Consider the following 23,981-nt stretch of genomic DNA (forward strand, 5'->3'; position numbering starts at 1 on the left):
TTTCTAGGTATGAGATAATATGGGTATGATCAGTATTTGTTGTTCAAAAATTTCTTGCAATTCAGAAGTTACAAAGAGATATAAGTCATCATTTTGCCATTTTCGATATTCAAAGCCGGATTGCTCCGGAGTGAATCCTAAAATTACTTCCTCAAACGGGATATCTGTAAATGCTGAAATAATCTGATTGACATTTACTTTTCCCGGACTGAAAATTTCCAGAATGCGAAGCCTCAGATGATCGACTTCTGTGATGACAATACAATTTAATTCTTCGATGTAATAAACAGAGTCCTTATAGCCCATTTCAGGATTAGCATAACAATAGAAGAAAGTAAGAGCTTTACTTTTGACAGGAAAAAGTGTGTTGGAGGCTGCATTTTCAACCAGCTTTTCAAATAATTTTAAATCTTTCTGCTGGTCCAGATCCAATTTCCTTTTCTCATATTTTTCTGAAATATTTAAATTTTTCAGGTGTTGAAATGCCTCAAATTCTGATACAGGATTAAAACCGAATTTTGGGTAGAAATCCAAAACTGTTTCATTGGCAAAAAGGAACATCCCATCATGTTTACCTTTAAAATCAGTCATAATTCGTTCCATTAAAAAACGGCTCAAACCCTGCTTTTGATAGGCCTCATCTGTCATGACTGTTCCGAGTTGGATTAATTTTTTTGTTTTTCCTTCAAAGTTTCCGATAAACAGACTGACAGTTGTATGAGAAACGATCCTTTCTCCATCAAATAAAGAATATAATTGGCAGGTGTTATCCCAAAAACCGGATTGATAATAATTTTCAAAGTCAAAATTCCAGACTTCTTGGGTTAAGCGGTTAAATTCTGATCGCAGCTTTTCATCGTTTTGATACCCGATGTATAAAGTATAGTTTTTTCCGTGGATAGAAACGTTTTCTTTCTTCATTTTTTTGAATTAAAATATCATTCTGCAACGTTGTTTCGTAAGATAGGTCTCCGTCTGACCTTTTTTGTTACAGTTTAAAGTGTTGGGTAATTCTTTATAATACCGGAGTCAGCTTTTGTGATTTTCATGATTTTAGGATGAGCACAGGATTTAAAAAAACCATCATTTAATTTCCGTTTAAATTACAAAAAAAATGGAAAAACAGTACAATAGATAAACTCCTTATACTTTCTGAAATAAAAGATTTTGATCATCTTGAAATGTCTTACTAAATAAATGAATTAAGCAGTAGAAGTCGGATTTTCATGGGCTATTAATTTTATAACTAAAATATCAGTTATTTGATAAACGGACAAGTTTAACAGGAGTTTATTGGGGTTTTTAGGTAATTTCCGCAAAATGGGATCTTTCAGACTAAAGTTTTCTTATATTCACAATATGGCCCTTTCATAAAATTTAATATGCGAATGCATTAAAAACTATATATATTATGGAAATAAGATCTGTGAAATCATTCATCGACTATTACGAAAAAATCCGCTCGAGAACAAATCGTTTAATTGCAGTTGTTCCTCCTGAACATATTGATTTTACCTATAAACAGGGGAAATTTACCATTGGTGATCAGATCAGACATATTGCCGGAATTGAAAGGTATATGTATGGTGAAACCATTTCAGGAAGGAAAAGTGCTTATCCCGGATGTGGAAAAGAACTGGCTGACGGTTACGAAAATATTGTCCTGTTTTTCAATGAAATGCATAGGCAGACTATAGAAATTATTAAAGGATTTTCGGATGAGGATCTTAATCGTAAATGTATAACTCCCGGGGATAGTGAAATTTCTATCTGGAAATGGTTGCGGGCTATGGTAGAGCATGAAATACATCACAGGGCAGAAATATATATTTACCTTAATATGCTGAATGTGAAAACACCTCAGATCTTTGGGCTTTCTGCAGAAGAAGTTCAGGAAAGAAGCGTGAAGATATAGGAAGGTGGATCAACCTTAATGAGACAAAAAATAGTGGCCGTAAATGGATTCTTTACGGCCATTTTAGTATACAAAATTCGTCTGGTAAGTACGGAAATATGATGTGATTTTTATTTTATTTCTCTTTTGAGTGGAAAATGTATTCTGCAGTTGTTTTCGGTATTTTATTTAATTATTTGATATTTAGTTATTTATTTTTGTTTTTATATCAATGAAAATAGAAATATTTTTAAAAAGTCGTAGAACTACTACAAATTTTCAGATTGATGCCCGAATATTTTTTGGATACAATGAACCGTTTTATCTTTGTAATACAATCACCCCATTACAAAATATTAATACCGATTAAAATGTACTAATCATGGCTGAAAAAAATTCTAGAGGAATCTTAAAATTCAACGGAGGAGAAGGACAAAAATTACTTAAGCTCAACTATACAGTATCCAGAGCTATTGACGTGTCAGGACGCGTCGCTTCAGATCCTTCCAATGCATTGATCAAACTTACAGTGGAGGCCACTGAAAAGTCTGATATTCTTGAAAGTCTGCTGAACGGAAAGTATAAACCCACCAGCGGAGAGATTACATTCAATAAGTCCCATGAAGAAGGAACTCTGATTACCTTACATTGGAAAAACGGATATGTCATCCAGCATGAAGTTGATTTTGATGCAATTGACAGCAATAGTATGCTGATCACTTTTATAATAAGTGCCGAGACAATCAACTACGGAAATTCAGAATATGACGGCTTATGGCCCTCATCTGCTAACTAAAATTTAGAATCATCCCCGGTAATATATTATTATAGAATGGTTTGTCTTATGGTACATGCTGTTCTCTTTATATTTTACCGTTATTTATCAATATATTTTTGACGTACTCACGTGTTTTTCATGAGAATGAATAAACCGGTTAAGATGGTTTATTTGAATTTTTCTCAAATAAATCTTTTTTGAATATAAAAATATATCACCAACCTATCAAAATAATAACATTATGTTTAAGGATGATCATTCACCTAAAATGTCTGTTCCCAAAAATGAAACTTTGCTTGCCAATAAAGCTCAGGAAACTATAAAAAATGAGGCTGTAAGTAAGGCTACCCAGGAAATACAGGATAAATCCAGTGGGACAGTGAAGAAAGCTACAGAGAAAATGGCTCAGGCTCAGGCTTATTCAGGAATGGTACAAAGTACCTCGCAAATGTTTATGAATCAGGTAAAACAGCCCAATTCTCCTACTACGGTAGAAAATAAAGTCTGGGCAAAACAACCGACTTCAGGAATATATAATGCAAGCACTATCCCTGGAAATCAAGTGCTGGGGATTAATCGTGTAGTAAAACTGGAAATTGTAATTGATGGTAAAGTCATTAAACATTTCAAGCATTTTAAATTAAAACAAAGTGCTGTAAGGCATCATGAATTTGATCTTATGCTTGCCTATGATACATTAGGAAATCCTGAAAATCATAACCTTGAAGAAGCTCAGAATTTTTTGGGAAAAAGAATTACGGTGATCTTCAGATATAAAGACGTTGAAGATGGTCCCGAAAGAAACTTTGTAGGAGTCGTTACAGAAGTTGGTTTCAGTCAGGAAAAAGGGAGTCTGGGAAATATCGTTCTTACGGGCTCAAGTCCCACTGTGCTCCTGGATGCGGCACCTCATATTCAAAGCTTTGGAGGAGCACAGGAAATCAGCCTGAATAGTATTGCCGATCAGGTGATTAAAGAAGGGCTGGGACAGAATTCATTTGATTTCAGGGTAGATGCCAACCATGGAAATATTTCTTACAGTTCTCAGTACGAAGAAACCCATTACAACTATCTGGCAAGAATTGCAGAAGCATATGGTGAACAGTTCTATTATGATGGCGAAGTTCTTCATTTCGGAAAATTGCCCCCCCAGGAAAAGCCAGTGAAATTAACGTACGGAAGTAGTGTTAGTGATGTGAAAATCAAAATGAAAGCACAACACGTTAATCCAACATTTTATGGATATAACAGTAGCAAAAATGAAAAATTAACTGCTGGAAACTCAAAAATAAACCATACTTCCAATATTGCCAAACGGGCTTATGAAATTTCAGAGAAAACGTTTACCACACCTTCGTTAAGAGTAGCTCCAATAAAAGCGGTTTCGTTTATGGATGTTGAAAATTCTCAAAAAGGAACAGCCGGAAGTAAGGCCTCAGAAGTATTTGTTATCTCAGGAACGACGACCGTTCCATTCCTTTATCCTGGCTGTATTGCTGATATCGAAATGCGAAAAGCAGAGACTAATGAAACCACTTATTTTACCAAACTGATGATTACAGATATGTATCACGAGGTAGATGCAAGAGGATATTATACAGGAACATTTGAAGCGATTGCTTCTGATACGGGATTTATTCCCCGACCAGAATTTCACGCTCCAAAAGCAGATGCACAATTTGCCAAAGTAATTTCCAATACTGATCCCCAAAACCAGGGACGCGTAAAAGTTCAGTTTGACTGGCAAAACGGGTCCAGCACTACAGAATATATACGGGTAATGACTCCTGACGGTGGAGGAAGTGAAAAAGTGAGTAAGAACCGTGGGTTTATGGCAATTCCGGAAGTTGGAGATCAGGTTGTTGTCAATTTTGCTCATCAACATCCTGACCGTCCGTTCGTGATGGGGGGAATGTTTCACGGTGGTGTAGGTGGCGGAGGTGGCGCCGGAAATAATATTAAAAGTTTAAGCAGTAAAAGCGGACATACGGTAAGCCTAAATGATGGTGGTGGAATTACAGTGAAAGATAAAGATCAGAATTCCGTTTTTCTGGACGGAGCAGGAAATATAACCGTTGATAGCAAAATAACAATTACATTGACCTGTGGGAATAGTTCTATTTTTATGGATAAAGATGGAAATATACAGATCAAAGGAAAAGAAATTATTGTACAAGGTGATAATATTGGTGTCGGAGGAACGGCAAGTGTAGGAATCGGAGTAGGGCCGGAAAATGGCGATCCTACTTCCGGAATCGGAATTAAATCTGAAACTTTAGACGTCGGGACCAAAACACTTTCTATGGGGGCAGAAACAGAAGCCAATCTCAGCGGAAAGAAAATTAATATCGGAGGTGGAAGTGAAACCAATATTGTAAGTGGAACCGTAAAATTGAATTAGAACTGATGAATCCGGTAGATTTGGAGTTGGTAAAGTTAAAACGGCAATGGAAGAAGGTTGTTTCAAAGAACGAAGAAAAACCGATGCTTATTTGTTTAGGAGAAAAACATGAAACTGATCTCTTTGATGGATTTTTAAAGTCAAAATTGTCTGAGGATGAAGAAGGAGAAGATATTTTTTTACTTCATTATCAGGAATTCAATGGGATGAATTCCTTCGGGCAAACCTTATTGGATGAATGGAAAGAATATTATGAGATGTTGGGGAAAAGTGAAACAGCCCTTCCTGAATGGAAAACCGATATTCCAGAGGGTGGCTTTAAAACTGATGCTTACAAAGCTTTTTATCCTTTATTGGAATTAAAGAAGAATTTTCCCAGCATTAAAGATTCCAGAATCTATCTCTATATTGCTCCGGTACGTATACATAATATTGAGGAGTTGTCGCTTTGGATTAAAGAATGGTGTAACATCTGCGAAAAAGCAGAAAATAATGATATTAAGCTGGTTTGGACAGAGCACCATACCTACAAAACGTTGCCACATAATTCATCAGCACACAGTTTCAGAGTAGAAATAGATATCCATCAGCTTATGCAGAACACAGCTGCTCACACCAACCGAAAAAAGAACAGTGCAGATACGGATTTTCAGCAGCAGATTCTTATTGCAAGCAATCATTTAAGCAAAGGAAGATTTAAAGAAGCAGAACATGCACTGAAAACTGCTGTAAAACTGGCCAAAGAGCAAAATAATAAGCAAGGAGAGATTTCCGCCTACTTTATGCTGACTCAGGCCTATATTGCAGACAGAAGAAAAGATAGGGCTGAGGATACGTACAGAACTATTTTTGAAGAAGTGGAACCCAATTCACCTTTGCAGGTTCAGATGTATATGAACTACGGAAGTTATCTGTTGGGGAATTCGAAAAAAGGAAAAGCTGAACAAGCCTTTGAAAAAGCAGCAGAAATAGCCCAAACTATTCATGAACCTTCGATGGCAATAGAATGTTACAGAATCATCGGAACATTGAATGATTCTGTTCTGACGAAAGATAAAATGATAAGGTATTTTGAAAAATGTCTGGACATCGCAAAACTCATGGAGCCTTCAGCCAGGGAGCAAAGCAGCATACGGTTTGTTGCTTCAATGCTTATCCTTAAATATGAGGGAGATACAGACAAAAAGAACAGGCTTGACAGCGAAATGAAAAATTATTTTGGTGATGACTGGAAGGTGAGCGTAGAAAGACCAAAAGCAGGTTAATCTCAAATTAAAGTATCATGGCAGATCAAAATAAAAAAACAATAAAACCAATAAAGGTTTCAAAACCGAATATGAACCCGGATCGCTCCTGGAAGGTTAATACAGACGTCACTTCAGTGAGTTGGGATAAAACCATACAGGGATGGAAGCACGGGATGAAAAATAATTTTGACTCCCTGAATCCGGTTTCTATGGTTAAATCTATAGCCGGAGCAGAAGACACTCAGACAAAGACCAGTGGTAATGGTGGCGGGGGAGATAGTGCTGTTACCACTGAAAAAGCAACTCCGGAAAGCAAGGTAAAGCTGATAAAAGTAAATAACCCTACACTTTCCTCTACAGCCATTCAACATACAAGTAAGCATTTTGATATTGTGCTGGCCATCGATATCCACTGGACACTGATTCCGCCACCGCCGTCATTTATGCTGATTCCATTACCGTTGCCACATCCCTTTATCGGGATTGTCTTTGATGTAATGGATTATATTAAATTCACTATTCCTATTCCACAGTTTATCAGGAATATGAAACCTGATCTTCCTGAAAGTATTCCGATGGGGGGCTCAATATATGTTCATGGAAGACATAAGGCAACCACAACTACAAGTGTTATAGGAGTCATTATTCCTTTCAAACATGTAACATCGTTGATTCCCGTCTATATGATTCCCTTTATTCAGGAGGCACCTCATGAAGGAGAAGTGTATTATGGGTCACAAACTGTTTTGGCTCAGGGAAGTAAAATGAGTGGAAATCAGCCGCAGCAGGTTCTTACCTGTATGGGATTTCCTTTCGGAATGACAATGTTGCCGGCTATGCCGAATAAACCGAAGAAAAATCCATTGGCCTATTTTGCTTTTTACAATAACTTTTCAAGTATGTATATCCAGATCAATACGGGAGGACCTGTATTGGTGGGGGGGGCTTTTGTTCCCCATGTATATACGCCGGGAGAGATGCTGATGCGACTTGCGGGGATGTTTCTCATGAGAAGTTTAACCAAGAAAATAGGAAAGGGACTTACTAAGTTTAATCATGTTTTGCAAGGAAAATTCGGGAAGACCAATCCTATTTCAAAAGCTTTGTGTAAAGTGGGACTGGAACCTGTGAATTTTGCTACAGGTGCCATGCTTTTTGAATGGGATGACTTTAAAATTGAAGGAAATACCCCTTTATCCTGGGAAAATGTGTGGTACAGCGACAGACCTTATCAATATGGAATATTGGGAAATGGAATTTTTAATAATCATGATCTTTATATTGTTCCTGATGAAGAAGATAAAGTGGCAGCATGGATTCACCCCGACGAACTTCAACCCATGGCAGTTCCTTATCCTGAAGTGGAAGAAGAACCCACTTACTACAGAAGTCAAAAGATCTGGCAATACAGACCTGATGAAAGGACCTGGATTATTCGTAAAGGAACAGATGTTTATACTTATCAGCGTTTTCATCATCATACTGAAGGTGTGATTTTCAAAGTAGTCTATATTGAATATGGGGATGGAACCATAAGGGAATATGAGTACCAGGATCGTACTATTGTTTTGAAAAGAATCAAAGATGTAAAAAGTGGTTTCAGTATAGAAACTGTTCTTCATCCTGAGTTAAAAAAGATATCAGAGGTTTATTATTGTTATAAAAACCAGAAAGATCTACAGGTTCGCTATGATTATGATGAGTATGGAAATCTTATTCATGTTTGGGACATTCACAAAAAAGCTATTGTTTTTGAGTATGATGGTGAAAATCGGGTCATAAAAAGAACCAACCGAAATGGGATGAGGTATCATTGGGAATATGATGAAAAAGGAAGGGTGGTTCATACCAGAGGCCTTGAAGGATTTATGGAAGGAAGACTTCGTTATGACGAAGAAGAAGGCTATACAGAAGTGATCTATCCCAGACAAAATAACAAAACAGAACAATACTTCTATGATGAAGACTATCTGGTATACAAAAAAATAGATGGTGAAGGAGGGGAAACCTGGTATGATTATACTTCCTATAATGAATTGAAAATGATAGGAACTCCTCAGGGAAGGGTTCAGGGGTATACCTATGATGATATGGGAAATATTGCCATTTTTCATAGCCCTGACGGTGAGGAATACCATTACCAGTACAATGAATTCGGACAGGTGATTGCCCGCTTTTCGCCTTCTGGGGCTTCAGAAACTTGGAATTATGATGATGAAGGAAAGTTAATCAACTATACCGATGCAGCAGAAGAAAGTATTTATTATCAATATGCGGATGACGAAAAGCTTCCTGAAAGTAGCAAAAGAAAAGATACTGTTACTCATTATGAATACAATCAGAGAGGTCAGCTCACCCGATTAACCAATACTGCCGGAAAAGAGCAATATTGGAAATATGATGAGTATGGAAGACTTCTGGCTTTTAGTCCGAAACCCTTAAACAGAACTCTTTGGAACAGAGATAGAATGGGAAGGGTAGTGGAAATCAATGAGCAGGGACAATTACCTTTAAAACTCCGTTATGATGCTTATGATCTTCCTGTGTATGCCACTGATGGACAGGCTGAGTGGCTGATGAGCTATACTGCAATGGGAAGTTTAAAACGACAGGTACGCAGAAATTCACTAACCCTCAGAAAAGAAGAAACATTAGTATTTGGGTATGATGCTTATGAAAATTTAACAAGCATTACCAATGAAAAAGGGGAAGTTTATCATTTTGAAAGAAATAATAATAATGAAGTTACGGGAGAAATAGGTTTTGACGGCCAGAAGAAATTTTTTGTGAGAGATAAAGATGGATTGGTCACTCAAAGCAGAACTCCCCATGGGAAAAATACTTTATATGAATATGATTTAGGAGGCAGGTTGACACAAGTCCATTATCCGGATGGCACCTGGGAAGCGTACCAATACGATTCTTCAGGATTGTTGATTAAAGCAGACAATGAGAATAGCAGTGTAGGCTTTCAAAGAAACAAGCTCGGACTGGTTACCAGTGAAAAACAAGGTGAACACTCCATTCAATATGAGTATGATCAGGATGGTAATCTGATCAGTTTGCTAAGCAGCCTGGGAGCAGAAGTGGATTATTCGTATAATGATCTTGGCTTACTTACGAAGGTAACTGCCAGTAACAAAGATGTTCCTTTACCATGGCATATGAATCTGAATATTAGTCATAACGGACAAATGCACACCCGTGAAATGACAGGTGGTGTAGAAAGTTCCTTTGAATTTGACCATATCGGGATGCCGGTAAGTCAGAAGGTTGTGGTTAATAACAAAAAAACTACTTTCCATAAAGATTACCATTGGGAAGCCGGAAGCCGCTTATTACAGGTGATGGACAGGGTTACAGGAGGAAGAACAAGGTTTGATTATGATGCCTTCGGAAGCCTCATCGCTGCAGAATATTCCAATGGGGAAGTGCAATATAAAAACCCTGACGAGACGGGAAGCCTATATGAAACTGTAAAACGCTCTGATCGTGTATATGATAAAGGCGGAAAACTGATGCGGGATAAAAACTGGTTTTATCATTACGATGAAGAAGGAAATTTACTTTTAAAAAGTAAACGGCCCGTCAACAATATTAAATCTGAACATCGGGAAGAACAGATTGATATACATCCTTATTATAAAAATATTGCTTCCGACTGGATAAAGACATCAAAGCTTCCGGATGGAGCTGCTTTACCTGATGTCAATGAAAACTTTTCTATAGAAATGCAAAATCCGGAATGGGAACCCGGAGACTGGGCTTATTTCTGGATGGCAAATGGAATGCTGGCCTCTGTAAAACGACCTGATGGAAAAGAAGTGAACTTTGAATACGATGCGCTGGGAAGAAGAACTGCAAAAATTGGAGCAAAGAAAATAACTCGGTATATTTGGGATAGCGATGTTCTTTTACATGAGTGGAGTTATGATATTGAAGATATTCCTCTAACAGTAGTTAATGAAGATGGAGGTTTACATAAGCTTCCTGAACCTAAAGAAAATGTCATAACCTGGATTTATGAAGACAATGGCTATACTCCGGTAGCTAAATTAATTGGAGATGAAAAATATTCAATACTAAGCGATTATTTAGGGACTCCGATTCAGGCTTTTAATGAAGAAGGTATTTTAATTTGGGAAAGAGAACTCGATATCTATGGAAATCTAAGGGTAGAAAAAGGAGATTTTAATTTTATCCCTTTTCAATATCAGGGCCAATATTATGATAATGAAAGTAATTTATGTTATAACCGGTTCAGGTATTATGATGTAGAGTCAGGATTATACATTAGCAAAGATCCGGTAGGTTTACTTGGAGGCTTTGGTTTGTACAATTACGTCAAAGATATTAATGTATTATTGGATATTTTAGGCTTAATGGCCAATAATACTGCTATTGGAGACATGGCAGAAAAAAACTTTGTGGACGGATTGGAGAAAAGAGGTTGGAAAATATATACAGAGATTAAAAATGGCTCCCAAAATGGTATTGATGTCGTTGCACAGCACCCTTTGACTAAAAAGGTTCACGTTTTTGAAGTCAAAGCAAATACATCAAGATTAAGTGTCCTTCAGAAAGGAGATGATTATATTCAGAATATCCTGGATGAAATAAGGAATAAAGGAACATTAAGAGGACAAAAAATGGATGCCGGAATGATAAGAACAGCTAATATAATTGATAGAGATATTAAAGTTCATGGTATAGAAGGGAGGTTAATTAAATATAAAGTAAATAAAACTACCGGAGATGCTACTATGACAAGAATGAGTAACTGGCCACAGAAATATAGATAAACAATGGAACACAAAAAAATAATCAACGAATTTAACAAGCAGATTAATAAAACAAAGAAAGAAGGAGTAGATGAAAAGGAGATTACTCAATATTATGATTTAATTAAAGAAAGTATTCAGGATGATATTAAAGATGGTTTTAAAGGAACAATAGCCCGTAACCTTACCTTAGGGATCGGTGTCCATGCCGGAGAATATCCTAAACATTTAATTTTAAATGATCAGAAAGAAGGTTGGAAATATATCACCCGCTATCTATTGTGGCAGGAGCATATTTTAGAAAAGCTTTTTAATGAAAAAGAAGTTACTCCCAGATCAATTGGTTGTATTATTGGAATGTCAGTGCTATGGAATATGGGAGATCTGGCTAAGCTCTCAAGAGCCTATTTTGAGCTTTTATTTGAAGATGACAAAGAAAAATATAAGCATAAAGAAACATATCATTTGTTTATGGCTTTATTGTATGATCTGTACGAGACGAAAGAGATCAATAAAGATTTATATGCTGCTTTGCCTGAAGATAATATTTATAAAAGATTTCTTGCTCATTGGGATACAACAGATCAGAAACTGCTGGGAGATTTACTTTTTGAGATTTGTGATTTTCATATTTACAGCTCTTTAGACCTGAAAGATAAATTTTCTGAAATTCTATCACTGAACTATATCCCTTCGGAGATTCGATTGATTGAGAAAATAAGAAAGGGAAAAGAACTTGTCAATGTTCAGGTTGATCATCCTTTATTGAAAACTCAGCTCGCAGATATCCCTGATCACAAATATGAATGGGATTTGTCTAAAGATGAAATATATCAATTTTTGATACGGAGAGAGTAATCAACAGGCAGTTGAGGATGTACGAACGAAATCAAAAGATAATAAATGATGCCGGGTATTTGAGCAGATGAATCTGGAGACATGAATTGTATTGATTTTGCAAAGAGTCACAGTAAAAATATAAACCAAATCTTATCAAATATACATTATGAAAAAAATATTTTCGGAACTTAAAGGTTTTGTAATCTACAATCCTGATCTTTTAACAAAGTACCTGCTGGAACATAATTTACCAGGAACAAATATTTTGAAATACTTCGTCGAAAACGAACACGGAGATGAAATTACAAAATCAGGAATTGCTATCCCGGTCATCGGAGTAGAAGAGGGGTATTATTCATTCTATCTCTCAAACCATGGAGAGCAGATTCTCACTCAGGAAGAAGTAGCTGTCCAATCACAAGATTGGATATTTCAGTCTACCAGTAATGAAGTGAAAATAGTTGGTATTGGATATTTGAAAGACATTTCTTCCATTAACGATCAAAATAGTGTCAGCATTCCCATAGAAAACGGATGGTTTTCATTAAAAATACACGGCGGAATGAAAAACGGAGAGCGAATATTTGAATTAAATATGCAAAAACAAGACTTTAAACCCATTTTTAATGGTGATCTCACGACTGAATATTATTACGGATAAAAATATAAAGCATATGTAACGCTCAAGTCATATATAAATATCGCTTTTTGTTTCTGATTTTATTTTGTTCTAACAGTTTGTTAATCATATGATTTCGTGTCTCGTTATCGTTGATGCCCCGATAAAAACTGCGCAAATACTCATTTTATTGAAAAAATATTTTGTCAGTATTGAAAAACTTTCTATATTTGCACCACTGAAAACAACGATACAATCGGAGTTTAAGGAGAGTTGGCAGAGTGGTCGATTGCGGCAGTCTTGAAAACTGTTGACTGTAACAGGTCCGGGGGTTCGAATCCCTCACTCTCCGCAGAAAAAGGGTTAAGTCTATAGATTTAACCCTTTTTTTATTCAGGAATGTCAAGAAAAGAAAATTATGATTGCTTTAGATTATTAAGAGTATATGGTTGAGGATTTCTAAGTATATTTAGAATATATGATCATCAGCTATGCCGGAATAGAGTAAAAATAAGTAATATTGTTACTTAAATTAAAATGTTCAATACTGTATGTCAAAACTTCTTAAATATAGAGAAAGTCTGAATCTCACCCAGGAAGAGCTGGCTGCAAAGTCTGGGATTTCCATAAGAACGATTCAACGTATTGAAGCCGGTACTGAACCAAAAGGTTATACTTTAAGAGCACTGGCAAAAGCACTTCATATAAAAGAAACTGAATTATTAAAAAGTCCCGTTAATGAGGTTGTACATTACCAATTGATTAAACTTATCAATTTATCTTCTTTACCTTTTATTATTTTTCCGCCAATGAATATATTCGCCCCATTGCTCATTATGTATTTTAAAAAGGAAAATAATTTAATGGTAAAACAGATTGCTTCTCTTCAAATTTTATGGACATTAGTATCAGCAATTTTATTTTTCTTAAGTCCATTTTTGAATAGGATATTTTCTATTGATTTTCCATTTATATTAATTGTAGCTGCTACAGCTTGTATTATAAATATTTGTATTATCATTCTAAATGCGATTTCAATTGACAGGCAAGGTAGAATGTGTATATTTTTGAATTTCAGCTTTTTATAAGGGTTGTCGTGTGACTGGCGTGTTCTTGTCATGCTAATTTTTCTTATAAATCGATAATCATTTTGAAATTTGTCTCATTGATTAATAGTAAATATTTTAACAATGAAACAATTAAATTTAATTATCGCTATCTTAATTTTATCCTCAATAAATATAAGAGCCCAGGTAAACCAAAAGTCAGAATTATTTATTACCCTCCAGAAAAAAGACAGTATTTTATTTGAACAAGGCTTTAATAAATGTAACCTGAATGCTATCGTGAATCTGATCACTTACGATTTTGAATTTTACCATGATCAAAACGGGATTCAGGACAAAAAAACATTTTTAACTAATTTTAATGAAAGTATTTGTGAAAATCCCAGGGGCAAACCAATCCGAAAGTTAGTAAAAGGAAGTCTCCGTGTTTTTCCTTTATATAATGAAGGAAAATTATATGGTGCCATTCAGTCAGGAATTCATGATTTTTACATGATAAATAATAGAGAACAGCGTTTTACGGAAAACGCAAAGTTTCTTGCAACGTGGATTTTGGAAGAGGGAGAATGGAAGTTGAAAAAAGAACTGAGTTATGATCACAAAAAGCCGGAAAAGTATGATGTCAGGTTTGAAGATGGTTATCCTTTTCCTTTATTCAATACAGATTTAGAAATTCAATCTCTTTTAAAGGATTTAAAAATTCCTTCTTTGTCAATCGGATATATCTATGACGGACAATTGCAGCAAATAAGATCTTTTGGAGAGCAAAAAAAAGATATTCCGGTGAGATACAACAGTATTTATAAAGTAGCTTCACTTACAAAGCCAATTACAGCAATAGTAGTATTAAAGCTTGTTGAGGCAGGAAAATGGAACTTAGATGAACCTTTAGCAAAATATTATATTGATCCCGACATTAAAGAAAGCTCATTTTTAAATCAACTAACAACCAGAAATGTTTTGTCTCAAAAATCAGGTTTTCCCAATTGGAGATACTTAAGAGCAGACAAAAAATTAACGTTTGAATTTAAGCCGGGAACAAAATTTCAATATTCAGGAGAAGGATTTGAATATTTAAGAAAAGCTATTGAAAGGAAATTTAAAAAATCTTTGGAAAAAATTGCAAAAGAAATGCTTTTTACCCCGTTAAAAATGAATGACACCTTTTATTATTGGACGAAGACAACAGATGAAAGCAGATATGCAGTAGAAAGTGATACAATGGGACAACCTATGAAGTATGAAAAATATTATACATCAAATGCTGCTGCAAATTTGCTCACCACAGTTGAGGATTATAGTAAATTTTTAACGCATATTTTACAACATGCAGGGCTTTCACAACAGTTATATAATGAATTTATTCAATCACAAACCGAGGTCAAAACAGGTGTGAATTGGGGATTGGGGATGCAGATTCTTCCCAATCTTCCTGATCATGAATTAGCACTGCAGCATACAGGCGGGGATGATGGAACTAAATGTATGGTCTTGCTTCTTCCAAAATCAAAAAGAGGACTTATTATTTTTATAAATTCTGAAAATGGACTTATTATTTGGAAAAAAATAATTGAGGAATATTTAGGAGAAACAGGTAAAGAAATTGTAAAAAGAAATCTAAATAAAACTGAAAAACAGGATTGATTGATTGATTGATTGATTGATTGATTGATTGATTGATTGATTGATTGATTGATTGATTGATTGATTGATTGATTGATTGATTGATTGATTGATTGATTGATTGATTAAAAGTGTGGGGTAAAATCAAAAGCTCATAACTGAGAAACGGTTTATAAATGGTTGAGGGTTGGATTAAAAAGAGATTCTGTTTTATCTTAAATTGACTTTTAAATTTGAAAATTTCTTATTTTCCAATACCTGAAAAAGCCTTAAAATGTAAAATTCTAAGGCTTTTTTAATTTGTTCTATGACCAATAAGAAGCCCCTGCTCAATATTCTTATTTAATAGAAAATACGTATTTCTACTATTGCACGGTTGATGAGAAATTCTGAAATTCAGGAGAAAAACCATGAACAAGAAAAAACAATTTATTAAAGTACATCCGCATTCATTTCACAGGATTTTAGAAGCGGTCAAAGAATTTGAAAAAGAAAATAATCCTATTCAGGTTGGTGACATTTTGTTAAGCGATTTACTCATAAAGGCGTCGGACTTTTCTATTTCAAAGGCTTCAATTCCTAATGAGGTTAAAACAGCAATACTAAAGACAAATAATAGTACAAATACGGATCCTTCAACTTTGGAGGATAATAAAAGTATGTCTGAATTTGGTTTTGGTAAAATGCAATACCGCTCTTTAACAATTAAGTTGAATCGTATTGCAAATGGGCATAATACTTCAACAACAGAAATGAGTATTGATGAGGTCAAAAGCTGTGGTACTGTAAAAGACTGCATTAGTCTTGTCACGAAGTCATCAGGTTTTTCCTTCAATCAAATACCTTCACTATGAAAAAGAACCATATCTTATTGTTGTTGTTTATTTTCACAACTTTCTTGAAGGGGCAGGATAAAAAAGAGGAAAGTAAATTTTGGAATAAAATTCTGATAGGAGAGTCTATGGAAACTGCAGAACAAAAGGAGAGCCCTGCTCAAATTCAGATAACACTTCCTAAAAAAGACTCTACTTCATGGCTTGTGAACGTTGGAGTTTCGTATGATATTGCAAGCTCAGTGAGAAACTTTTCAAAAATAGAGATCGAATATCATAAGAATACGCTTACAGATAAGAAGCAGAATAATTTTCAGACCGGCTATGGTTTAACCCATTTTTTTTCTGAAAATCCAAGTACTTTTTTTCTGAATGCCGATGCTAAGTATGTTTATGACGGAGTAGATGTTAAAAATTCAATCGCCTCTAATTTGCTTTTTAGTTACTATGGGGATGGGGATGATTTTAAGTTTAATACTCTTCTCAATAGAGACAAGAAGTCCTTTTGGTTCTTGTCTGGTTTTGCAGGAACACAGCTTCAGGGGATCATAAAAGCAAAAGATGAAGCAGCCCAGGGATTTATCGTACGACCATTGTATGTTTTAGGTATTCAATATAATTTTACAAATAAGCCGGGGCACACTTCCAAACCCATTTTTAGGCTTTGGGCTGATTATACTGGAAGATATGACCTGATTAATTCGACAAGTTATCAGGAAAAGTATACCCACCTATTTAAAACGGGTGGTGATATATTCATTGCATACTGGCCGGTAAAAGTATCGGTCGGGGCAAGTTTTAATTATGGCTCAGATCCTATAAAAGGACTCAGGCAACAACAATTTTGGCTGATAAGTCTGAATTTCTCGAGAGGAAGAGAATAATGGTATTTAATAAGTTCGTTTGGAGAAGCGATCTTTGAAAATGATAACGTTTAAATGCTATAAAAGCTGCAACATCAGTCGCAGCTTTTGTTAGCCGGATATGATTTTTTTAAATAATTTCTACATTACAACTTTATTATTTTGTTAATAATTCCTCTTTTGAGAATTAAACGGTATAATAACTTTGATTGTAGTCATCTGTTTCTTATTTTTCACTTTTTTTATTAAAAGCAAAATATACAATGATTACACTGGCAGCCATTAGCACAGAAGCCAAAAGAAATGGTGCTCCTGGAAATCTAAAAGGTACTTCTTCCTGGCTGAAGTAATAAAACAAATTGGTCATGAGAGGAGGCCCTATAATTGAGGTTGCGCTTACTAAGCTGGTTAATGCTCCCTGAAGTTCACCTTGTTCATTTGATGGGATATTCTTCGTGATGAAAGATTGGAGAGCCGGTCCACAGATTCCTCCTAATGAATAGGGAATGAGAAAAACAAACATCATCCAGCCTTCCCAGGCAAAAGCGAATAACAGAAGTCCCAATGAGTAAAAGGTTAATCCATAATATATACTTTTCTTTTCACCAAGCCTTGGGATTATCCATCGTATCAAAACTCCTTGAACTATCCCCAGTAATAATCCCAATACACCAAGAGACATTCCTACCATTCGTTCTGACCATCCAAATCTGTACATTGTAAAGAAATGCCAGTTGCTCTGTACCGCATGAATACCAATATAAATCAGAATCAGTGCAATAACCATATTTGATATTTCCGGATGTTTTCTTAAGAATTTAAGGGATCCTACAGGATTGGCACGTTTCCATTCAAATGATCTCCGTTTGTTTTTGTCAAGACTTTCCGGGAGAATAAAATAGCCATATAGAAAATTTAATAAGCATAGGAAGGCTGCTGCATAAAAAGGTACCCTTGCGCCATAATATCCCAACAGACCTCCCATGACAGGACCAATAACAAATCCTAAACCTATAGCGGCCCCAATCATTCCAAAATTTTTAGCTCTGTCTTCGTCTGTGGATATGTCAGCTATATAAGCTGTAGCTGTTGAAATACTCGCTCCTGTCAGTCCTGCAATTATTCTTCCTAAAAATAGCCAGACAATAGAAGGAGCAAACGCAAGGAATATATAGTCTGCAGCAAACCCCAGAAGAGAAATTAAAATAATAGGGCGTCGCCCATATTGATCACTAAGATTTCCTACAAGAGGAGAGAAAATGAATTGTATAAAAGCATAGACAAAGCCAAGCCAGCCTCCGTATTGAGCAGCTTCGTTAACATCACTGTGAATAAGCTCTTTAATCAGTTTGGGAATTACAGGAAGTATAATTCCCCATCCCGTAATATCAATCAGTATGGTCACAAATATAAACCCAATAGCTGCTTTTTTGTTCAAATTTTTCATGGGGTAAAAATAGAAACAAAGGGATCGTATCTTCTTTACACTTTTATGGGCTTTATGTGCAATTTGTAATATTAATTCTCAACGATTGTAATAATTATTTTGAAAATAAAAATCTACTCATAATACTATCTATTGCTCGTTTCTAAAAGTTCCCGGTGAAACTCCGGTAATTCTTTTAAAATAACGACAAAACAAACTCGTTTCTTCGAAATGGAGTTCATTACTTATTTGTTTTACAGATAAACTCGAAGATTTAAGCAGTGTTTTAGCATGTAATATAACAGTATGATCAATCCATTGTAGTACTGATTTTCCTGTTTTTTGTTTCAAAAAAGTAGAGAGATATTGAGGGGTGAGATGAAGCCTCTCTGCATAAAACTTTACAGTGCGTTGTTGAGTTGCATACTTTGAAATTAACAGGTAGAAATCGTCAATAATTTCATGGGTACGGTTCTTTATAAGGCTTTTATGGTCTTGTAAATCAGAATATGCCTCGGAAATCATGCACATCAGGCTTATAACAAGATGTCGTAACATTTCAGCTTTTCCAGGACTTTCTTTTTTATGATAAAATTTTTGGATAAGACTCAGCAGTTCATTTTGGAGAACGAACTCTTCCTCTTTAAGCCTGATTACCGGTCTCCATCTGATTTGATCATTCATTATGAATTCACGAAGGATAGGAAATGAAGTAATGAAATCCGATGAAAGTGCAATACTTATGATCTCTGCATCGTCACTCAGGGATTTTGTATCAATCATTAATTGAGGCTGCAAAACAGCAATGTCGCCTGCATTGATTTCATATTCAAGAAAATGGATCTGTGCTTTCATGGAACCTTTCATTAAAAAGCCTAGCAACAATCCGTCAAAAAGACGTGTATGCTTGTGATATTCTTTTGCCGGATGATGGTGTTGATGAAGAACAGCTATTCCATCCATCTTTTTTGAAACATCAATATTATACAGCGTATGGACGTTGTCTAAGGTAATAAATAAAGCCATATTCAAATGTCGGCAAAAATGCATATTGATGACAAATATTTATTATTTAATCTGAGTTCAGATTAATATACCCTAAATTCAGATTATTTAACTACCCGAGTTTGTCATAATTTATCCACAAAGCTGTGGCAATATTTTTACATATGTTTTTTTTTCCGGACGGTGGGAACATCTAGTTTTGTAGTACTAAAACTGCCTGCAATGAAAAAAAACATGATACTTTTTTCTTTATTTAAGTTGTTTCAATAGAACAAATTGATTACTGGGGCAGATCTCTTTCAATAGTATTTGCAAGTAATACTGTACATACATAATGGTTTTCAATTTTGCAGACTGCCAATACACAGGAAAAATACTAAACTATAATTATATCATAATGTTTAAAAAATTAACTACAGTATCAGTGCTGACAGCATTGTTTTCTTATAGCCTTGTATATGCACAAAGCGTTGGGGTTAATACGGACAAACCCGGTTCAACACTGGATATTAACGGATCTTTAGCCGCAAAATACAGTACAGTCACTGCTGCGACGTATGCGATGACTTCCGGAGATTTTCATATCTCTTATAACGGGGCAGGAAATACAACTTTTACATTGCCGGCAGCTATATCAGGCGAAGGAAATTTTAAAGGCAGAATGTATACCATTAAGAACAATACTGCTTTTACTATAACCATAAATCCGGCAGCTTCGGAGACAATTAATGGAAATGCCAGTTTCACGGTGGCTCCCAATCAAAGTCTGCAGCTGATCAGTACCGGTCTTACAGGTGCTGCTTCCACATGGGATGTATCAGGAAATTCTTCAGCAGCAATAACAGCAAGTAATGGACTTAGCCTTGTAGGAAATGATGTAAGGCTTGGTGGAACACTGACCCAAAATACCGCTATCGACTATGCAGATAAGGCATTGTATCTGAGAAGCAATAATACAGGTTTCGGACTTACCGGAATCAGTAATATCAATGCGGGAACCAATGCGGCTACGATTTTACAACTGACCAATGATTCGGGGAATGCCCTCAATATGTTTTTAAACTCTTCTACAAGATCCTTCGACGGAGGAGCCAATGCCGCGACCATAAATAATTCAGGTGGCCCGTTGACTGTGGCCGGGAATAATAATTTAGCACAATTTGCGATCGGAACGAGCGGACTGCAGTACAATTATGCGACCTTAGACAGGCTCAGGGTAGACAGTAACGGTGATATCTACATGAACAGACCCGAAGAACCCGGAGGAGGAGGGAATAAGATCTCGGCAAGTAAGGGACATCTTGATTTGAGTGGCTATAACACCCTTAACGGCAGCAGTACACAGGTTTATCTTGGAGCCGACGGATTCAAATATAGTTATAATGGAAGCACTAAGGTAATTATTGATGGTAATGGTACGGTGAGTGCAGCCGGTGGCTTTGTCAACACCTCAGACATGCGTTTGAAAACACAGATTAAAGAAATAGAGTACGGACTACAGGCAATTATGGCTTTGCAACCCAAGCAATATGAACTATCTGATAATCCTGAGATTAAAGGAGGAAAACCGGCTGTGGATCCTGCCTTAAAGTCGCAGCATAAAATCGGATTGCTGGCTCAGGATTTATATAAACAGATTCCCGAGGCCGTCTATAAGCCGAAGGATGATACTAAACAAGCCTGGGCTGTGGATTATACTGCCCTTGTTCCTGTATTAATAAAAGCGATTCAGGAGCAGCAGGTTGAAATAGAGCAGCAAAAAGTAAAAATAACTAAGCTCGAAGCAGAGATACAGGCAATCAAAAAGAAGCTGGGATTGTAAAAACATAACAAAGGTGAAAAATTGTAAACACTAGAATCCACAAGGTTCTAAAAATATAATTTATTTATCGTGAATGGTGTGGTTAATTATTTCTTTGGCAGATAAAATGATTGTAATGAAACGCTCCTCCATTTCTATTAAAATTAAAAAAGCAAAATTATATATCGGTAGCATTTGTGTAAATTTGTTATCAATAGATGGATATGGTAATATATAATGCCGGTCCTTCAGAGATAAACAGAAAATAACCTACTAAAAGAATAAGTTCATGGAATTTTCACCATTTAATGCGGTCGTTAAACTATGTCTTCAGGGAATGAGCCTGGAAGAAAAAAATGAACCGGAAGAAGCCTGTAAAATGTTTATGCAAGGCTGGTCTGAAGCAACCAATGATCTTGAAAAATTTCTTGCTGCCCATTATATATCGCGACATCAAAAAACAGTTTCTGATAGATTAGAATGGTTGAATACCACTCTGAAATATGCTTTGAAAATAAATGATGACACAGTTAAGACTGCATTGCCCGGACTTTATGTAAATATTGCTAAATGTTATGAAGACCTTTCTGACATGGAAAAGTCAGATGAATATTCCAAACGGGCGTCATTATGTAGAGACCATCCTTCAGATAAAGGACCCTTTTATCACGGGACCAAAGCAGATTTAAAAGTTGGAGATCTGTTGATAGCCGGAGGTGATTCTAATTATCAGTCTGATCTCAAAATGAATCATATTTATTTTACAGCTTTGCCAAATGGGGCAGGGTTAGCAGCAGCATTGGCAAGAGGCAATGGACAGGAAAGGGTATACATTGTTGAACCAACAGGGGATTTTGAAAATGATCCTAATGTAACAGATAAAAAATTTCCGGGAAACCCGACCCGTTCTTATCGTTCTCAATTTCCTTTGAAAATTGTAGGTGAGCTAACCGATTGGGTAAAACCGGATCCCGAAGATCTGCAAAAATTCCGGGATAAATTAGGAGATAATGAAGGACAAATTATAAATTAATAAAAAAGGATGAAACAAAATATTGCTTCATCCTTTTTTCTAAGGTAAACTGATTTTTTTGCCTTGTTCAGGAAAAATATAATGTACCTGTAGAGGATTATTCTCCAATAATTCCTTTTTAATAATTTCAGGATTATTGCCTGTAGGCTTTCTATGGGTGACAACAATGTTTAACCCTTCAAGATTTTTTTGCCCGGTTTTTTCTTTTAATTTGTTCAATTCTTCTAACAGCAAATTAGGGGTCAGGTGCCCAAACAATAAGTTTTCAGGCTGGCTGTTTGGAAAAGAAACTTCAATTAAGATGGTCCGTAATTGTTTCTTTTTAACCAAAGGAGCAATGCTTTGCCATAGTTGATCAAGTTTATCGGATTTTTCAATTCTGTCAGCCCCTGTGTCTCCCAAATAAAGCAAATAATCTTCTCCGCTTCTAACGAGTGCTGCACTGCTCTTATAAGGATTAACATGGCTTAGCTCAAATGCTTTTAAAAATAAGGACGTACTTTGTACCGGAACTTCCATACCATTCTGAAGCTCATGGTAATGATACTTTCCAAGAATTGGTTTCTGTCCCTGATCAGCAAAATTGATCCAGGTGTCTGTAATAAAATAGTGATTTTGTAGAATTTGAAGCACTGGTGCAATACCAAAAATATCTTTTTTAGTGTCGGCAGGGGAATTGATGATCAGCCCGGCCAGATGATCCAGATGACCATGGGAAATAAAATATCCTTTTATCTGATCTTTTAAAACAGTTTCTTCCGGGCCTGTAAGGCTTTTCATTTGGATAGCCTTACGTATTCCTGTATTTATAGTTCCTGCATCCAAAGAAATATAGGTATTGTCTTTAGGTGCTCCTACTAAATAAGCAGATAAATTATCTTCTTGTTCTCCACCATATATACCCAGTGGAATGATATCGAAACTTTGAGCCTGACAGCCAAAATGCGCACAGAAAGCAAGTAAAGAGAGTGCAATTTTTTTCATAATATTAAAACTAAATCTATCCTTTTCGATAGAATGAAGCAAAATTACATTATTTTTTGGCGATTATATGAGTGAGGAAGAGGTTATCCATGTAGGAAATTGGATTGTTTTTTTATTTAATACGTTAATTTTAATAAATTTAAACATTAAATTGTTCACAAATAAATGTAAACCATATGCATATTAAACCATTGACTCTTGTTTTAACGATAATTTTTCAATTATGCAGTGTAACAGCGTTTTCACAGAAAACAGCAGGCTTAAATTCTTTACTGGACAAAAACTCTGAATTTGTTTTTCCACAAACAACGGAAAAAATTTCAAAGATTTTACATGTAAAAACAATTTTTTATGAAGATGCCAACGATCAGAAATATGCCAAATGGATTACCAAATCAGGATTAGAATTGTATTGTAGTCTTGGGAAAAACAATGTGGTCAATGAAATGTTTTTTGATATTCCTGATGATCAGGTTTTAGTTGTTGAAAATCTACCTTTTGGTCTTGCGCTGAATAAAAGTACTTTACAGGAAGCGAAAAGCCGCTTTAATCGGTATGGAGCCCAATCTCAAACGCTGGGGAAGGGCAGTATGTATCCCAATGGAGCTCAGCTGACTTTTAAAAAAGGAAAATATTATACAACTTTGCTTTTTGATAACAAGAATCTTTTAAGATCTGTGGGAATTACCACTGAGCTTGTTGATCCTGCAGTAAATTAATATATGCCGTTCATTTTGTAAAGTCTGGTTTAAAATTGTAGGTCAGTTTGAATACTTTTTATCCTGA

18 protein-coding genes and 1 tRNA gene are annotated in these 23,981 nt (G+C 35.6%); 15 read left to right on the forward strand and 4 right to left on the reverse strand.

Annotated features, from left to right (window positions below):
• Positions 1-3 precede the first annotated feature (3 nt).
• On the reverse strand, positions 4-921 hold the full coding sequence (locus C1631_RS00265) for a GNAT family N-acetyltransferase (protein ID WP_103248268.1): 918 nt from the start codon (positions 919-921) through the stop codon (positions 4-6).
• Positions 922-1,411: 490 nt separating this feature from the next.
• On the opposite strand from C1631_RS00265, the gene C1631_RS00270 reads away from it, so the two are divergent.
• The 12 genes from C1631_RS00270 to C1631_RS00325 all read left to right on the forward strand — a co-directional run bounded on the left by C1631_RS00270 (position 1,412) and on the right by C1631_RS00325 (position 16,967).
• Positions 1,412-1,915: a DinB family protein gene (locus C1631_RS00270; RefSeq protein ID WP_109709647.1), complete on the forward strand. Its 504-nt coding sequence runs from the start codon at positions 1,412-1,414 to the stop codon at positions 1,913-1,915.
• 361 nt (positions 1,916-2,276) lie between these two features.
• Positions 2,277-2,690: a type VI secretion system tube protein TssD gene (tssD, locus tag C1631_RS00275; protein WP_109709649.1), complete on the forward strand. Its 414-nt coding sequence runs from the start codon at positions 2,277-2,279 to the stop codon at positions 2,688-2,690.
• Between the two features lie 223 nt (positions 2,691-2,913).
• Positions 2,914-5,073, forward strand: coding sequence for a type VI secretion system Vgr family protein (locus C1631_RS00280; RefSeq protein WP_109709651.1), 2,160 nt, complete (start codon positions 2,914-2,916; stop codon positions 5,071-5,073).
• A 5-nt stretch (positions 5,074-5,078) separates the two neighbouring features.
• Positions 5,079-6,338: a tetratricopeptide repeat protein gene (locus tag C1631_RS00285; protein WP_109709652.1), complete on the forward strand. Its 1,260-nt coding sequence runs from the start codon at positions 5,079-5,081 to the stop codon at positions 6,336-6,338.
• A 17-nt stretch (positions 6,339-6,355) separates the two neighbouring features.
• Positions 6,356-11,122 carry an RHS repeat-associated core domain-containing protein gene (locus tag C1631_RS00290; protein WP_109709654.1) on the forward strand — a complete coding sequence of 1,589 codons (4,767 nt, stop codon included), beginning with the start codon at positions 6,356-6,358 and terminating at the stop codon, positions 11,120-11,122.
• A gap of 3 nt (positions 11,123-11,125) precedes the next feature.
• On the forward strand, positions 11,126-11,959 hold the full coding sequence (locus tag C1631_RS00295; protein ID WP_109709656.1) for a hypothetical protein: 834 nt from the start codon (positions 11,126-11,128) through the stop codon (positions 11,957-11,959).
• A 148-nt stretch (positions 11,960-12,107) separates the two neighbouring features.
• Positions 12,108-12,602 carry a hypothetical protein gene (locus C1631_RS00300; RefSeq protein ID WP_109709658.1) on the forward strand — a complete coding sequence of 165 codons (495 nt, stop codon included), beginning with the start codon at positions 12,108-12,110 and terminating at the stop codon, positions 12,600-12,602.
• A gap of 225 nt (positions 12,603-12,827) precedes the next feature.
• Positions 12,828-12,912: transfer RNA gene (locus C1631_RS00305), tRNA-Ser, on the forward strand.
• A 199-nt stretch (positions 12,913-13,111) separates the two neighbouring features.
• Complete coding sequence (locus C1631_RS00310; RefSeq protein ID WP_103250032.1) at positions 13,112-13,648, forward strand: helix-turn-helix domain-containing protein; 537 nt, start codon at positions 13,112-13,114, stop codon at positions 13,646-13,648.
• 102 nt (positions 13,649-13,750) lie between these two features.
• Positions 13,751-15,271 carry a serine hydrolase domain-containing protein gene (locus tag C1631_RS00315; RefSeq protein WP_109709662.1) on the forward strand — a complete coding sequence of 507 codons (1,521 nt, stop codon included), beginning with the start codon at positions 13,751-13,753 and terminating at the stop codon, positions 15,269-15,271.
• Positions 15,272-15,660: 389 nt separating this feature from the next.
• Positions 15,661-16,104, forward strand: coding sequence for a hypothetical protein (locus C1631_RS00320; protein ID WP_109709663.1), 444 nt, complete (start codon positions 15,661-15,663; stop codon positions 16,102-16,104).
• A complete protein-coding gene (locus C1631_RS00325; protein WP_109709665.1) occupies positions 16,101-16,967 on the forward strand; it encodes a hypothetical protein in 867 nt (288 codons plus the stop codon). Before C1631_RS00320 ends, C1631_RS00325 begins: the two co-directional genes overlap by 4 nt.
• 205 nt (positions 16,968-17,172) lie before the next feature.
• On the opposite strand, the gene C1631_RS00330 is transcribed toward C1631_RS00325, so the two are convergent.
• Together C1631_RS00330 and C1631_RS00335 are read right to left on the reverse strand one after the other, a co-directional pair.
• Positions 17,173-18,393, reverse strand: a complete 1,221-nt coding sequence (locus tag C1631_RS00330; protein ID WP_109709667.1) for a TCR/Tet family MFS transporter — start codon at positions 18,391-18,393, stop codon at positions 17,173-17,175.
• Positions 18,394-18,522: 129 nt separating this feature from the next.
• Positions 18,523-19,398, reverse strand: a complete 876-nt coding sequence (locus tag C1631_RS00335) for a helix-turn-helix transcriptional regulator (RefSeq protein ID WP_109709669.1) — start codon at positions 19,396-19,398, stop codon at positions 18,523-18,525.
• A 376-nt stretch (positions 19,399-19,774) separates the two neighbouring features.
• On the opposite strand from C1631_RS00335, the gene C1631_RS00340 reads away from it, so the two are divergent.
• Both C1631_RS00340 and arr read left to right on the forward strand, forming a co-directional pair.
• Entirely contained in the window at positions 19,775-21,199 is a 1,425-nt protein-coding gene (locus C1631_RS00340) for a tail fiber domain-containing protein (protein WP_165828211.1), read from the forward strand.
• Between the two features lie 571 nt (positions 21,200-21,770).
• Complete coding sequence (gene arr, locus C1631_RS24550; RefSeq protein WP_368731363.1) at positions 21,771-22,211, forward strand: NAD(+)--rifampin ADP-ribosyltransferase; 441 nt, start codon at positions 21,771-21,773, stop codon at positions 22,209-22,211.
• A gap of 39 nt (positions 22,212-22,250) precedes the next feature.
• On the opposite strand, the gene C1631_RS00350 is transcribed toward arr, so the two are convergent.
• A complete protein-coding gene (locus tag C1631_RS00350) occupies positions 22,251-23,195 on the reverse strand; it encodes an MBL fold metallo-hydrolase (RefSeq protein WP_109709672.1) in 945 nt (314 codons plus the stop codon).
• A gap of 176 nt (positions 23,196-23,371) precedes the next feature.
• On the opposite strand from C1631_RS00350, the gene C1631_RS00355 reads away from it, so the two are divergent.
• Positions 23,372-23,914 (forward strand): hypothetical protein, encoded by a 543-nt coding sequence (locus C1631_RS00355; RefSeq protein ID WP_109709673.1) that lies wholly within the window; start codon positions 23,372-23,374, stop codon positions 23,912-23,914.
• Positions 23,915-23,981 lie beyond the last annotated feature (67 nt).

It is taken from the genome of Chryseobacterium phosphatilyticum (assembly GCF_002899825.2).
GTDB classification, from domain to species: Bacteria; Bacteroidota; Bacteroidia; order Flavobacteriales; family Weeksellaceae; genus Chryseobacterium; species Chryseobacterium phosphatilyticum.

What these genes read in the sequence shown, in the direction of transcription:
- C1631_RS00325 (WP_109709665.1), top strand. Translation starts at nt 16,101, where the DNA reads ATGAAAAAGAACCATATCTTATTGTTGTTGTTTATTTTCACAACTTTC.
- tssD (WP_109709649.1), top strand. Translation starts at nt 2,277, where the DNA reads ATGGCTGAAAAAAATTCTAGAGGAATCTTAAAATTCAACGGAGGAGAA.
- C1631_RS00295 (WP_109709656.1), top strand. Translation starts at nt 11,126, where the DNA reads ATGGAACACAAAAAAATAATCAACGAATTTAACAAGCAGATTAATAAA.
- C1631_RS00310 (WP_103250032.1), top strand. Translation starts at nt 13,112, where the DNA reads ATGTCAAAACTTCTTAAATATAGAGAAAGTCTGAATCTCACCCAGGAA.
- C1631_RS00335 (WP_109709669.1), bottom strand. Translation starts at nt 19,398, where the DNA reads ATGGCTTTATTTATTACCTTAGACAACGTCCATACGCTGTATAATATT.
- C1631_RS00330 (WP_109709667.1), bottom strand. Translation starts at nt 18,393, where the DNA reads ATGAAAAATTTGAACAAAAAAGCAGCTATTGGGTTTATATTTGTGACC.
- C1631_RS00315 (WP_109709662.1), top strand. Translation starts at nt 13,751, where the DNA reads ATGAAACAATTAAATTTAATTATCGCTATCTTAATTTTATCCTCAATA.
- C1631_RS00290 (WP_109709654.1), top strand. Translation starts at nt 6,356, where the DNA reads ATGGCAGATCAAAATAAAAAAACAATAAAACCAATAAAGGTTTCAAAA.
- C1631_RS00340 (WP_165828211.1), top strand. Translation starts at nt 19,775, where the DNA reads ATGTTTAAAAAATTAACTACAGTATCAGTGCTGACAGCATTGTTTTCT.
- C1631_RS00285 (WP_109709652.1), top strand. Translation starts at nt 5,079, where the DNA reads ATGAATCCGGTAGATTTGGAGTTGGTAAAGTTAAAACGGCAATGGAAG.
- arr (WP_368731363.1), top strand. Translation starts at nt 21,771, where the DNA reads ATGGAAAAGTCAGATGAATATTCCAAACGGGCGTCATTATGTAGAGAC.
- C1631_RS00320 (WP_109709663.1), top strand. Translation starts at nt 15,661, where the DNA reads ATGAACAAGAAAAAACAATTTATTAAAGTACATCCGCATTCATTTCAC.
- C1631_RS00350 (WP_109709672.1), bottom strand. Translation starts at nt 23,195, where the DNA reads ATGAAAAAAATTGCACTCTCTTTACTTGCTTTCTGTGCGCATTTTGGC.
- C1631_RS00300 (WP_109709658.1), top strand. Translation starts at nt 12,108, where the DNA reads ATGAAAAAAATATTTTCGGAACTTAAAGGTTTTGTAATCTACAATCCT.
- C1631_RS00355 (WP_109709673.1), top strand. Translation starts at nt 23,372, where the DNA reads ATGCATATTAAACCATTGACTCTTGTTTTAACGATAATTTTTCAATTA.
- C1631_RS00270 (WP_109709647.1), top strand. Translation starts at nt 1,412, where the DNA reads ATGGAAATAAGATCTGTGAAATCATTCATCGACTATTACGAAAAAATC.
- C1631_RS00265 (WP_103248268.1), bottom strand. Translation starts at nt 921, where the DNA reads ATGAAGAAAGAAAACGTTTCTATCCACGGAAAAAACTATACTTTATAC.
- C1631_RS00280 (WP_109709651.1), top strand. Translation starts at nt 2,914, where the DNA reads ATGTTTAAGGATGATCATTCACCTAAAATGTCTGTTCCCAAAAATGAA.